Raw genomic sequence first — 14,823 nt, forward strand, 5'->3', positions numbered from 1 at the left:
CGGATTAGCTGTTGGAGAGAATCTTACTTGTGTTTTGAACAAAAAGCCAGCGTTTCCTACAATCCTGGTAGTTCACATTTGCTTAATATTGGTCATACCTCTGTCAACCTTCCCCATTTTTTAATTTGATGTAGTCAAAATCAGTGTGAGATATTGCAATTTTTTAGTTTTTTAAATTTTATTGTATTGAAAATGAGTAAATAAGAAATTGAATGATGAAAAAATGATGTATTGTTAAAAAGTGTTTGATGAGTTTTTGTTGGGTGGTGAAATTCTTCTGAACACTATATGAAGACTTCTTTTGTGACTGTATTTGTAAAGTCAATGTTAAATCGATGTTGTTTTAAACTTTGATCCTACTCTATGAAAAAAGTCTTCATTTTAACGTTTCTGGTTCTGGTGGCAACACTGGGATTTGCTCAGGAACGGAATGTACAAGGAACGGTAACCAGCGCTGAAGATGGTTCGCCGATTCCGGGCGTTAGTATTTCGGTAAAAGGTACCACAACAGGAACCATTACCGATGTTAACGGTAACTATTTAATTAAGGTGGGCGATAACGCCACCCTGGTGTTTTCGTTTATTGGATTGAAAACGCAGGAAGTTCCGGTTCAGGGACAATCGCAAATCAACGTCAGCATGCAAAGCGAGACCATGGGCGTTGACGAAGTAGTGGTTGTTGGTTACGGTACACAAAAGAAAAGTGTTGTAACCGGTTCCATTGCCAAAGTAAACTCTTCTGATATCAATAAAACAGCTAATCTTCGGACCGAACAAGCCCTTCAGGGACGTACTGCCGGTGTGACTATCACCAGCAACTCTGGTCAACCCGGTGCCGGACTGGACGTGAAAGTTCGCGGTACTTCATCCATCAACTCGGGTACACAGCCGTTGTATGTTGTCGATGGTGTTCCGGTTGACGGTGGAATTGACTACCTGAACCCCGGTGATATCGCATCCATCGAAGTGCTGAAAGATGCTGCTTCTGCTGCTATCTATGGTTCTCGTGGTGCGAATGGTGTTGTGCTGATTACCACCAAGAATGGTAAAGCCGGCAAAATGACCGTCTCATACGATGGTTATTATGGTGTTCAGAATCCGTGGAAGAAGCTGTCGGTGTTAGATGCAACGCAGTATGCGGTGATTATGAACGAAGCCTCTGTGAATGGTGGTGGCCAGCCGATTTTCTCTGACCCATATTCTTATGGAAAAGGAACTGACTGGCAGGATGAGGTCTTTAACTACGATGCACCGATTCAGAATCACCAGGTAACTATTTCCGGTGGAAACGAGAAGTCGAAGTATCTGACTTCTATCTCATACTTCAATCAGCAGGGTATTGTTGCCAAGGGACATTCAAATTATGAGCGTATGACCCTTCGTTTCAATGCCGATCACAACGTTTCCAAGATTTTCAAATTTGGTCACAACTTTGGTTACTCGCGTACCAAAAGCGAAGGCGTTGATGAAAATACGGAATGGGGTTCTCCGCTGGGCCGTGCACTGAACATGGACCCGATTACGCCGGTCGTAGTAACCGATTCAACTGCCGCTGCAGCCTTGCTGTCGAACTATCCTAATGCAGTGACCAACGCCAAAGGACAACCTTACGGAATTTCTCCTTACGTGACTTCCGAGATTGTGAATCCGGTGGCTGCACTGGCCATTCTGCACAATAAAGGTTATTCCGATAAATTCGTAGGAAACCTCTATGCTGAATTGACGATTCTGAAGAATATCAAGTTGCGTTCGACCTTTGGTGCTGATATCGCTTTCTGGGGAAATGATGGTTCATCACCGGTTCATTATCTGAATGCAACCAATTACCAGGATTACAACAGTATGCACCGTGAAACCAGTAAGGCGTTGAACTTTAACTGGGAGAACACGATTACTTACCATAACCTATGGAATGATACGCACGATTTCACGTTCCTGTTGGGTAATACCATTTACAAAGCCGAAGGAAACACCATGGGCGGTTCAAAGCAGGGAATGCCCTTCTACGATCCGTCGATGAACTATTTCGACTATGCACAGAACGAAGAGAGTGAAAATCTGTACGGTTACGCATGGCACTCATCGTTGCTGTCGTACTTTGGCCGTATGAACTACAGCTACAAAGACAAGTACCTGTTTACCGGTACGGTTCGTATGGATGGTTCATCGAAGTTCGGACCGAACAATCGTTATGCAATATTCCCTTCATTCTCTGCTGGGTGGGTGCTTTCGCAGGAAGATTTCATGGCTGGAAGCAGTGTTGTGAATTTCCTGAAGATTCGTGCCAGCTGGGGACAAAACGGTAACCAGCAGATCGACGATTATGCGTATACTTCGTTGATTGGTAGCGGTAGTCGTTACACTTTCGGTGTTGATCAGACACTGACTCCAGGGGCAAGTCCTACGAAAATTTCGAACCCCGACCTGAAATGGGAAACTGTTGAGCAGACTGACATTGGTATGGATATCGGTTTGCTGAAAAATAAATTCCGTTTTGCACTCGACTATTATCATAAGTTAACCCGCGATATGTTGGTGACTGCACCGATTCCTGCACTTGTAGGTAATGCTGCTCCGCTGACTAACCTGGGAGATATGTTGAACACTGGTTTTGACGGTGAATTCAGCTACAAAGCCAAGATTGGTGAAGTGAGTCTGGACACCCGACTGACAGTTTCATACCTGAAGAATGAGGTTCAGAAAATCGGTAACGAATCTGGTTATATTACTGGTGCAACCTGGGGACCGGAAGGTATGCAGATTACCCGCATCGAAGAAGGTAAGCCAATGAACTATTTCTACGGCTACAAAACCGACGGTATCCTGCAAAACCAGGCAGAAGCTGATGCTTATAACTCAACCTATGGCCAAAGTGCTGTCCCGGGCGATGTTCGTTTTGTAGACGTCAACAACGATGGAACTATCAGCGATTTGGACCGCACCATGATTGGTGATCCGACTCCAAGTTGGACATATGGACTGAACGTTGGACTTAATTATCGCCAGTGGGATTTCAACCTCTTCTTGCAGGGCGTCACCGGAAACGATATCTACGATGCTTCTCACCGTTATGATTTGGCGAATGCCAATTACACCACTGAAGTATTGGATCGTTGGACCGGCGAGGGAACTTCTACAACCCACGCTCGTGTTACCCTGAACGATACTAACCGTAACTACCGTTCTTCAGATCTGTACGTTCATAGCGGAAACTATGTGCGCATCAAGAACCTACAGATTGGATACTCCTTGCCGAAGGGAGCTACTAACTGGTTGCATATCTCAAGACTGAGAATCTATGGTTCAGCACAGAACCTCTACACCATTACAGGCTACAAAGGTTTTGACCCGGAAATCAACGGAGGTATTGACCGCGGTATCTATCCGCAGCCGCGTACCTACATGATGGGTGTAAACCTTACTTTCTAATGCTTAACAGGAAAATGACAAGAAAGATGAAAATTCAAAATATTCTCAAAGTTGCCCTTTTCTCCCTGGTGATCCTGTTCTCTACGTCATGTTCCGATTACCTGGACATGAAGCCACTCAACACACGGGTTGAAGAGAACTTTTACCAGAATCAACAGGACATGTATGATGCAATGGTCGCTGTATACGACGTATTGCAATGGGGCGGTTACCAGGGCTATATCCCTGAAGAAACACTCGCAAATGTTGCTTCTGACGACGCGTATGCCGGCGGTGCCAACGCCGGTGACCAGCCTGCCTGGGTGGCGTTGGATAATTTCAGCCTGACCCCAACATTGGGTCCGCAGGCGAGTATCTGGGGACGCTATTACAGCGGTATTTATCGTGCTAACCTTTTCTTGGAAAGGCTTCCCGGAGCAACCGTTTCTGATGATTTTGCCAAGCGTTCGACTGCTGAGGTTAAATTCCTGAGAGCTTTCTATTACTTCCAGCTGGAGCGTTGGTTTGGAAATATTCCGTTGATTCTGAAAACGTTGAAGCCATCGGAATATGACTATCCGCAGAGCGCGCCCGCAGATATTTATGCTCAGATTGAAAAAGATTTGACTGAAGCGATTCCTGATCTTCCTTTAACGGTATCGGATAGCGAGAAAGGACGTATCACCAAAGGTGCTGCCGAATCGTTGCTGGCCCGCGTTATCTTATTCGAAAACGATGACGCCCGCATGGGTGAGGTAGCGAAACTGATTGACGATGTTGTGAACTCAGGTGTATACGATTTAGTGCCGGATTATGGCCAGATCTTCACCAATGCCGGACGTAACAACGTGGAATCGGTATTCGAAATTCAGCACTCATACAACTCCAAATGGGGTGATTGGGGCTGGCTGCCAGGCGGCGAAGGAAACATCGCTACTGTAATGATTGGTATGCGCGACTACAACGGACCTACTTTCCAGGCTGGTTGGGGATTCTCTCCTGTTACCGAAAAACTGGCTAACGATATGAAAGGCGACCCGCGTTTCCAATACTCTGTTATCGATGTATCGGACGGTACCATGGATGAAACCGGCATGATGAACGCAACACTTGACGGTGGTGAGCAGATTAAGTACAAGCCGGGTTATCAGAACACCGGGTACTTTGTCCGGAAAAATGCGCCGCTGAAGGAAAATGTTGCTCCTGACGGTGAACCGATGATTAACTACCCGAACAACGTTCGTGTCATCCGGTACTCGGATGTGCTGCTGATGGGAGCGGAAGCTTATGCTCGCAGTGGCAACGACGGCAAAGCTCAGGGATACCTGAACGAAGTTCGTGCTCGCGTAGGACTGGGGGCTGTAACAGCAACCGGAACTGATTTGGTACAAGCTATCTGGAAAGAGCGTCGCTTCGAATTGGCATTCGAAGGTCAGCGTTACTGGGACCTGGTTCGTACCGGACGTGCATCATCTGTACTGGGCGATCGTAACTGGCAATCGGGCCGTAACGAGTATCTGCCTATTCCGCAGTCTGAAATTGACAACACCAATAGAACCCTGGAACAGAATCCGGGCTACTAAGCAGTGTTCTGATTTATCGATTCTGATTTGAAATATTAATACTGATTTGAAATGAAAATCAATAAGATATTCAATTATATATTAATCCTGGGCGGTTTGGCACTGGCTTTTTCATCGTGCGATCCTCAGGTTGTAGACGGTCCGCAGCTCGGGCCCAAGCCCTCGGCTGATCAGCTGTCTTTCTCGATTGCCCAGGGAGCGGATGAATTTCATCCGGTGATTACCAATACCTCTTCTATTACCGGAATTGCCAAATGGGATTTTGGTAATGGAAATAAGGGAACGGGAGAATCTGTTACTCCGTATTATCCGCTATCGGGAAAATATACGGTTACCATGACGCTTTATACGTCGGGTGGTTCTGCATCTGTAACAAAAGAATACTCGCAGGATGTAACCGATTATTCATACTTCCAGGATCCCGCTATCATTGCTCTTTCCGGAGGTGTTGATAACCTGAACGGTAAAACGTGGGTAGCCGATTCTCTGTCTCAGGGCCACTATGGTGTAGGTCCTGCCGGAAGCGACGGTACGGCATGGTGGAGTGCAGCTCCTATGGATAAAAGTGGTTTTGGTGCCTATGACGATGAGCTGAATTTCAAACTCAACGGATTTGTGGTTACTTATACCAACCATGGAAAGTCCTTTGTTAAAAGCTATCAGTCGGACGTCTCATTCTATTCAAACCCTGTTGATGCGGGTGGCGATTTGACTGTTGATTACACTCCCGAGCCGGGTAGCTGGTCTATTTCTACCGAGAATGGAAAGCAGTACCTGATTTTGAGCGGTCCTACTCCGATTTTCCCAACCTTCGACGTAGGTGCGGTAGATGGAAAATATGAAATTCTCAGTATTTCAGAAAATAAGCTTGAGTTGGTTACCACAGGAGGCGATGGTAATGCTTGGCACTATCTGCTGATTCCCAAAGGTTATGTAAAACCAACCGTTAAGTGGGATTTAAGTGTTGCAGCCGGAGCGGATGCCAATACCTTTGATATTTCTTTGGCTAACGTGGATATTCCTTCAGGAATCAGCATCAGCCAGGTAACTTACGACTTTGGTGACGGAAGCGATCCGGCAACTGTATCTGATTACACGCAGGCGGTTTCGCATACCTATATGCGCAAAGGTACCTATCAGGTAACAGCAACAGTTGAAGCTAATGAGCAGCAAGTGAAAACGGCTTCTGTTGTTGTAGACCAGAACTCCCCGGATTATGTTCCGTTCCAGCCGAATGAAATGGTGATGTACAACGATTTCAGTGAAGTACAGATGGAACCGGTTCTGGGACAGGATTGCTCGGTTGAGGTGGTTGCTAACCCATCAAAAATCTACCCGAACAAGTCAGCTTATGTAGCACACTACAGTAAATCGAATCAGCAGTGGGCCAATGCTTACATGCAGTTGCCTGCCGGTTATCGTTTCGACTTACGCACGGTTCACACCTTCTCGTTAATGGTTTATGGAAAGGCCGGAGACGTTGTTCTGCTGAAACTTGAGAATACTGATCTCGGCGGTAATGCATGGACAACTGGTGTTGAGGCTCCAACTTACACCATTCAAAATGATAACACCTGGGAGAAAGTTACATTCGAGTTTGCCGGAGCTGGTACAGCTCAAGGTCAGACAGGTGATGTAACAACTGACCCAACATATAGCAACGACTACTACAACGTTGTTCGTATTATGTTGAATCCGGGAAATGATGGCGGCGATTTCGATTTCTATCTCGATGAGTTACAAGGCCCATCAGTAGAGGGAATTAAATCTGCTCAATTTTAACATTTGGATTTGTGATTAATAATATCCGGAGGTGTCATCGCACATCTCCGGATTTCTAAAATTTTGGAACCTTTTTATACGCAATTTTTAAGTGGTTTAAATTTTTAAGGATATTGGCTATGAGATTTAAGTGGTTGTTGGTGATTTTGTTGTTTGTGCTGGGTGGGCTGAATTCGATTCAGGCACAGCAATATGTACCTGCTGCGCAGAAAGTAGATCCGAAAGTGGAGGCTAAAGTCGACAAGTTGTTGTCGAAAATGACCCTGGAGGAAAAAGTGGGGCAGATGTGTCAGGTTACACTTGATGTAATCACCAAAGGTCCCAATCAATTCTCGTCCGACGAACCTTTGCAACTGGACACAAGCCTGGTTCGTAAAGCATTGGTCGATTACAAAGTTGGTTCCATTTTAAATACGGCAAACAACCGCGCCCGCACTCCACAAAAGTGGAACGAAATTATCTCTCAACTGCAAGAGGTAGCTACCAAAGAAACCCGCCTGGGTATTCCGATTATTTACGGAATTGATGGAATTCATGGAGCTACGTATACCGCCGGGGCAACCATTTTTCCTCAGGAAATTGCCATGGCTGCTACCCGCAACCGCACGCTCGTGCGCAAAGAAGCTGAAGTAAGTGCTTACGAAACCCGCGCATGCGGTATTCCGTGGACTTTTTCTCCGGTCCTCGACTTAGGCATCGATCCCCGCTGGCCCCGCATGTGGGAAACTTTTGGCGAAGATCCGTACCTGGTGGCCCAGATGGGATACCAGATGATTAAGGGTTATGAAGGAGAAAACAACGATATTGATAATCCGGTGCACGTGGCTTCGTGTATGAAGCATTTCCTGGGCTACTCAGCAGCCAAATCAGGAAAGGATCGCACACCGGCCTGGCTTCCGGAAATTGATTTACGGGAGCGTCACCTGGTTTCGTTTAAGAAAGCGATTAATGCAGGTGCTCACACGGTTATGATTAATTCGGGCATTATCAACGGTGTTCCGGTGCATGCCAGCTATGATATTATTACCAAACTGCTGAAACAGGAATTAGGGTTCAACGGCCTCGTAGTAACGGATTGGGCTGATATCGAAAACCTGCACAACCGCGATAAAGTAGCCAAAACGCAAAAAGAGGCAGTAAAGATGGCCATCAATGCCGGAATCGACATGTCGATGGTTCCTTACAACTTCGATTTTTGCGACTACCTGACCGAGTTGGTGAAAGAAGGCGAAGTTCCTATGTCGCGCATCGACGATGCTGTACGGCGTATTTTGCGTGTGAAATATGAGTTGGGACTCTTCAAAACGCCGGTTACCCGAATGGCCGATTATCCGGATTTTGCTTCAAAGAAATTTGAAAATGATGCTTATGAGGCTGCTGCCGAGGCCATCACCTTATTGCGCAATAACAACCATGTGCTTCCGCTTTCCGCGAATGCGAAAATTTTGGTGACTGGCCCAAATGCAAACTCGATGCGTACCCTGAATGGCGGCTGGACTTACAGCTGGCAGGGCGAAAAAGTGGAAGAGTTTGCCGGTAAATACAATACCATTCTCGAGGCTATCCGGAATCATGCAGGCGATAAGAATGTTACTTATGTCCCCGGCGTGGAATATAAAATGGACGGTACCTACAACGAAGAGCAGAATGTGGATATCGATGCAGCAGTGAAAGCAGCTGCTAACGTTGATGCCATTATTCTTTGTTTGGGCGAAAATACATACACCGAAAAGCCTGGTGACCTGAACGATTTGTACATTTCGGATAACCAGACTGCTTTGGCAAAAGCCCTGGCTGCTACAGGAAAACCGGTGATTCTGGTGCTGAATGAAGGTCGTCCGCGGTTGATTAGCAAATTTGCCGACCAAATGCAGGCTATCCTGCAAATTTACCTTCCGGGAAATTTTGGTGGCGATGCACTGGCCGATGTACTGTACGGAAAGGAAAATCCCAGCGGAAAATTGCCTTACACCTATCCTCGCTATCCGAACTCCCTTGTGGTGTACAATCACAAACCTTCCGAGGCACAGAAGAAGATGGAAGGAATGTATAACTACGAAGGCGATGTTGTTTCGCAATTTCCCTTTGGTGCCGGCTTAAGTTATACGGATTTCTCTTATTCAGATTTGAAGATTAACAAGTCGGAGCTGGACGGAAAGGACGATTTTACCATTTCGGTAACCGTGAAGAATACAGGCGACCGGGAAGGAAAGGAAGCGGTTCAACTATACATTTCCGATTTGTATGCGTCGATTACGCCTGACGTAAAACGCTTGCGTGGATTCGAAAAAGTAGACCTGAAACCAGGCGAAGAAAAGACGGTTACTTTCCATCTGAATACCCGTGATTTGGCATTTGTCAATCATCAGTTGAAATATGTGGTGGAAGAAGGAAAATTTGTCGCTTCGGTAGCGAATCTGACGGTGCCGTTTTCAGTGAATAAAACACAAACTTTCGATCGTTAAACGATATTATTTTTAAAGGAAAATGAAAAGGATTTTTTCAGGAGTTCTCTTGCTGTTAGTCGTTGTCGCTTGCCAAACAACAACTAAAAAAGCTGAAACCAAAGCGGATGTTGTTCCGCAAAAAAAAGGTGACTGGAACCTGGTTTGGGATGATGAATTTAATTACGACGGTTTACCTGATTCGACGAAATGGAGTTTCGATACTCAGGGCAATGAGACCGGCTGGGGAAACCACGAAGCGGAATTTTATACCGACAAGCGATTGGCGAATGCGCAGGTGGCTAACGGAATGTTGACCATCACCGCCCGTAAGGAAGATTTTGGTGGGAAAAGATACACTTCGGCCCGTATTCGGACCATTCACAAAGGTGATTGGTTAGGGGGCCGCATCGAAGTGAAAGCTCGTCTGCCAAAAGGCAAAGGCTTGTGGCCCGCAATCTGGATGTTGTCTTCCGACTGGAAATATGGAGGCTGGCCCGAAAGCGGTGAGATCGATATTATGGAGAATGTAGGCTATGATCCGGATTCCATCCACGGAACTGTTCATACCAAAGCGTATAATCATGTTATCGGGACACAGGTGGGGAAAACCATTTCCGTACCCGATTGCCATGATAAGTTCCATGTTTATGCTCTCGAATGGGATAACGAAAAGATGAGCATGTTTGTTGACGATCAGAAATACTTTACCTTTAATAACGAGCATACTGGCTTCGAAGCCTGGCCGTTTGATCAGCCGTTCCATCTTATTTTAAATGTCGCGGTTGGTGGTGACTGGGGCGGAAAATACGGAATTGACGATTCAGTATTTCCGCAATCAATGGACGTAGACTACGTGAGAGTCTACCAGAAAAGTAAATAACAGAGAGAAACAAGATGATGAAGTACCTGTTCGGCTTAATCGTTTTATTAGCGTGGTTTCCAACTAATATTGCAGCTCAGGGGTGTGAGCAGTTGGTTTGGAGCGACGAGTTCAACTATACCGGTACTCCCGATCAGCAAAAGTGGAGTTTCGAAACCGGTGCCGGTGGATGGGGAAATAACGAACTTCAGTATTACACCGACCGGCTTTCCAATGCTGAGGTAAAGGATGGCAATTTGGTCATTACTGCCCGGAAAGAGAGCTATCAGGGGAGCGATTATACATCGGCCCGACTGATTACGTACGAAACAGGTGGGTATTGGACCTACGGACGTATCGAAGCGCGGATGAAATTGCCGTATGGACAGGGGATCTGGCCTGCATTCTGGATGCTGGGCAAGAGTTTCTTCGAGGGCACTTCGTGGCCAGCCTGCGGTGAGTTGGACATCATGGAGATGATTGGTGGCGGTGATAATGACAATACGGTTTACGGAACAGCACACTGGTATAACAATGGTAATGCAGATTATGGTTTGTCGTACACCAATCCGGATAAACTGGCGAATGCTTTCCACGTTTACGCTATCGAATGGGACAGCCAGTCGATTAAGTGGTACTTCGATGATAATTTGTATTGTACGCTGGATATTACACCAGCCTCGTTGTCTGCCTTCCATAATCCGTTTTTTATTATTCTGAATATTGCTGTGGGCGGTAACTGGCCGGGTAATCCCGATGCGACAACTGTTTTCCCGCAAACCATGGAAGTCGATTATGTGCGGGTGTACAGTGGGACTCCTCCCAATCCAACGGTAACGGGGCCGTCAACCGCTACTGCAGATGATACCGTTCAGTTCTCGACCCAGGATATTCCCAATGCAACTTATACCTGGACGATTCCTGCGGATGCAACGATTGTTTCCGGTGACGGAACAAACAGCATTTCTGTTCAGTGGGGAAATACTTCGGGAGATGTTTCTGTTTCGGTAACGACTAGTTGTGGGACGTATGATTCGAATAAGCTGAATGTGGCTGTTGTTAAATTGCCACCCAGCGATCCGTGGTATGTTCCGCACACGGTTGGTGGGAACGTCAACTGGGAGGTTGTTCAGACCAATAACAATACGATATCGCTTTCGATGGCCGGCGAGGATTTGGAAGTGGATTATGACGTGCAGAATCCGAGTGCTTCGCCGGCGATTTATTATCCATTCGATGGAATTTACGATTTGACAACTTCGTCGACAGCTGTGCTGGAGTTGAAAACCGAGGCGGGAAATGCGCCTTCGAACATGCGTTTCGAATTGGTGGATGTAAACGACAATGTGAATACAGCTGACTTGCTGAAGATTGATTCGCCCAATGATGATGGTGCGTATCATATTCATGCCCATATTTTTGGTCAGAATCCGGATAATATCTTCAAGCTCGACCAGATTAAGGGAATGCGCCTTTATTTCAATTATGGAGTGTTGGGAACTGTTGGTGCAGGAAAATTCTGGCTTAAGCCGGTAGAACTGACCAGTGAAGATATAACAACAGGCATTACTGACCTGAAAAGTCATCGGCTTACGCTGTTTCCAAACCCGGTAAAAGATATTTTATCGGTTCAACTGCCTCAGGAAAGCTATGGCGCTTCTATTCTTAGCATTCACGATATGAATGGCCGTCTGTTGAGACGATTCAATACCGAATCGTTGGGCGGACCTTTGCAATTGAATCTTAGCGATTTTGCTTCCGGTGTTTATTTCCTGACGATTCAGGTGGGGAATGAACGGTTTGCCGGGCAATTTATCAAAAGATAGATTTTTTCATAGGATTGTTTTAGCTAGCCCCGGCCTGTATGGTCGGGGTTTTTTATTCCCTTCATGTTCATTGCGTTATTCACCAAATAATTGGTATTTTCATTCCCATAAACTAACTAAATAACAGAACCATGAAAAAGGCTTTTTTGATGGTGCTTTTTTGCGCCCTGACTTTCTCATTGTATGCTCAAAACCTTCCGGTGAAAATGGAAGAGATGACCGCTCCCCAATATGTCAATGCGGTTGACCAGTCGAATGCTACCTGTATTATCCCGATAGGCGTGTTGGAAAAACATGGTCCGCACCTTCCTCTGGGAACCGATTTGATTGATGTGCGTGAAGTGGTTTTACGTGCTGCCGCGAAAGAGTATGCGATTGTTTTTCCGCCCTATTACTTTTCCCAGATTTTTGAGGCACGGCATCAGCCGGGAACCATTGCTTACAGTCAGAAGCTGATTTGGAATATGCTGCAGGAAACCTGTGACGAATTAGGTCGGAATGGCATTAAAAAAATTGTGTTAGTAAGCGGACATGGTGGCAACAGCAGCTTCCTCCCATTTTTTTGCCAAAGCCAGTTGGCATCGAAAAAGGATTATGCTGTCGTGTTATTTCAGCCTACTAGAAACGCAGAGGCATATAAAGAAATAAACAAGCAATTGGTCCCTGGTGGTTCGGGACATGCGGGGCAGTCCGAAACGTCGGTGATGTTGGCTCATCGTCCCGATTTGGTGCACATGGACAAAGCGACATCTCAATCGGGGAAAGACCAGGATCGGATTAAAGGAATCGACTCCGATTACGAAGGAATTTGGTGGTACGCCAAATATCCGAATCACTATTGCGGTGATGGCTCGCTGGCCACAAAGGAGCTAGGTGAAAAGATTCTGAATGCACAAGTGGATGAATTGGTTATCATGCTGAAGCAAGTGAAGGCGGACAACACGATTCTTGAAATGCAGAACAAATTCTACGAGCAGGCAAAACACCCGATGGACACGAAACAGTAAAAAAGAAAAAGGATGTCCGGGCGGACATCCTTTAACCTGCTTAACCTAACCTAATCTAACTAACTAGTCCTATGAAAAAAACTTGCTCCTTGTTTTCATTACAAAGATGCACCGAAATTGTGTTAGCTCGTTTTAAGCGAGGTTAAAGAGTTTTAATAATCTATCTGTTTATAGCCAATGTGCGTTAAAAAGTATAAAATGGCGGATTTTTCGACGTTTTTTGAACTCAACAGCACATCAAATTATTTTACACGGAGGACCATTAAAAAAGGGAGAATCATCGGATTCTCCCTTTCAGCTTTACCTAACCTAATCAATCATTCCTATGAAAAAAACAACTCTTATCTCGCCTTCAAAGGTGCGTCATTATTGTGTTAGCTTATTATAACCGAAGTTAAGGAAATTGAAATCGTCGGATTTTGTGCCTTCGATGGGGGAGAATAAAAAAGAGACAGCTTTTTTCAAACTGCCTCTTTTCCCTGTTTTCACTAATCCAACTAATCCTATGAAATTGTCCCTGTTGTTTGCAAGATAGTAACCGATAGCGTTAACTCGTTGTAAGGTGTGCTAATAAAAACTAAAACGATTTTCGGCAGTCCTTTTTCTTTTCCGGGACACCGTGAAATAAAAATGAGAAAGGATGCCAAAACTGACATCCTTCCCCTTTACGATTCAATCTAACCAAACCTACATTTATGAAAAAAATTGTTTCTGCTTTTCACTTGTAAAGGTGGCACCTTTTTGTGTGAACTCGTTTTAAGCGAGGTTAAATAAGTTTAATAGATAGTTATCAGTACTATCTTGCCTGATGTTTGTTTTTAAAAAGAAAAAAGGATGCATGGTGCGTGCATCCTTTTTCTGCTTAACCTAACTAACCTAATTCTATGAAAAAAACTTGCTCTTGTTACACTACAAATATGCGGCGGATTTTGGTTAAGCCGAATTAATGGAAGTTAAAGAAGATTAATGAATTAGAGCGTTTGTGATCCGCATTGTTAAAAACAGCAATAAAGCAGTCCGAAATACAAAATTCTGCTAAAGAAACGGTGAGGGAATAAAAAAAGCTGCCCCCAAAACGGGAACAGCTTTCATCGAAAATATGGAGTTCTTGACGTTTGTGTTAAACAACGATTGTTGTTTGCAGATTGATGTTGATTTGGTTGATAAAGCTCAAGAGCTGCAGTAACGTCTTATTTGGTATTACCCCTATTAGTGATTTGACAGGTAAGAAGCAACGCTGTCAGCTGATTCTTTCATTGCATCCTGACCTTCGGTCCAGTTAGCCGGGCATACTTCGCCGTACTGCTGGAAGTGGTGCAATGCATCAACCATACGCAGTGTTTCGTCTACGTTACGGCCAAGTGGCATGTCGTTAATTACTTCGTGACGAACAACGCCTTCCTTGTCAATCAGGAACAGTCCGCGATAAGCTACCGGCTCACCTTTGAATACTGAATTTCCTTCTTCGTCCAGGTCGTATTCTCCGGCCAGTACACCATATGCTTCAGAAATGGTTTTCGACAAGTCGGCTACGATAGGATATTTTACACCTTTAATACCACCGTTGTTCTTTTCAGTGTTTAACCATGCCCAGTGTGAGAATTCTGAATCGATAGAGCAGGCAACTACTTCAACGTCGCGTTTTTTGAATTCATCGATTTTAGCCTGGAAAGCGTGAAGCTCGGTGGGGCAAACGAAAGTAAAGTCGAGTGGATAGAAGAAAAATACAACGTCTTTCTTACCAACGAATTGCTCCAGTGAGAAATTTTCTACAATGTCATTTCCGTTTACTACGGCTTTTGCATTGAATACAGGTGCTTTTTTTCCTACTAAACTCATAATGTTCTTTTTTTATGTGTATAAACTGTTTTTCAAAATTTGTAACGATTACAAAATTATGTATAAATTTTA

General features: G+C 45.0%; 8 protein-coding genes. 7 read left to right on the forward strand and 1 reads right to left on the reverse strand.

The annotated features are described in order from the left end of the window. Positions 1 to 363: 363 nt before the first annotated feature. The 7 genes from AC060N_RS03065 (at position 364) to AC060N_RS03095 (ending at position 12,912) form a co-directional block, all read left to right on the forward strand. A complete protein-coding gene (locus tag AC060N_RS03065; RefSeq protein WP_479525828.1) occupies positions 364 to 3,429 on the forward strand; it encodes a SusC/RagA family TonB-linked outer membrane protein in 3,066 nt (1,021 codons plus the stop codon). A gap of 26 nt (positions 3,430 to 3,455) precedes the next feature. Continuing rightward, positions 3,456 to 4,991, forward strand: a complete 1,536-nt coding sequence (locus AC060N_RS03070; protein ID WP_479525829.1) for a RagB/SusD family nutrient uptake outer membrane protein — start codon at positions 3,456 to 3,458, stop codon at positions 4,989 to 4,991. Positions 4,992 to 5,042: 51 nt separating this feature from the next. Next, positions 5,043 to 6,773: a PKD domain-containing protein gene (locus AC060N_RS03075; RefSeq protein ID WP_479525830.1), complete on the forward strand. Its 1,731-nt coding sequence runs from the start codon at positions 5,043 to 5,045 to the stop codon at positions 6,771 to 6,773. Positions 6,774 to 6,892: 119 nt separating this feature from the next. Further along, positions 6,893 to 9,238, forward strand: coding sequence for a glycoside hydrolase family 3 N-terminal domain-containing protein (locus tag AC060N_RS03080; protein WP_479525831.1), 2,346 nt, complete (start codon positions 6,893 to 6,895; stop codon positions 9,236 to 9,238). Positions 9,239 to 9,260: 22 nt separating this feature from the next. After that, positions 9,261 to 10,100: a glycoside hydrolase family 16 protein gene (locus AC060N_RS03085; RefSeq protein ID WP_479525832.1), complete on the forward strand. Its 840-nt coding sequence runs from the start codon at positions 9,261 to 9,263 to the stop codon at positions 10,098 to 10,100. 14 nt (positions 10,101 to 10,114) lie between these two features. Beyond that, complete coding sequence (locus AC060N_RS03090; protein ID WP_479525833.1) at positions 10,115 to 11,905, forward strand: family 16 glycosylhydrolase; 1,791 nt, start codon at positions 10,115 to 10,117, stop codon at positions 11,903 to 11,905. 131 nt (positions 11,906 to 12,036) lie between these two features. Next, entirely contained in the window at positions 12,037 to 12,912 is an 876-nt protein-coding gene (locus AC060N_RS03095) for a creatininase family protein (RefSeq protein ID WP_479525834.1), read from the forward strand. Between the two features lie 1,209 nt (positions 12,913 to 14,121). Here the strand turns inward: AC060N_RS03095 and AC060N_RS03100 are convergent. After that, complete coding sequence (locus AC060N_RS03100; RefSeq protein WP_228491784.1) at positions 14,122 to 14,751, reverse strand: peroxiredoxin; 630 nt, start codon at positions 14,749 to 14,751, stop codon at positions 14,122 to 14,124. Between the last annotated feature and the right edge of the window lie 72 nt (positions 14,752 to 14,823).

The sequence above is a fragment of the Prolixibacter sp. DSM 2831 genome, assembly GCF_056493735.1.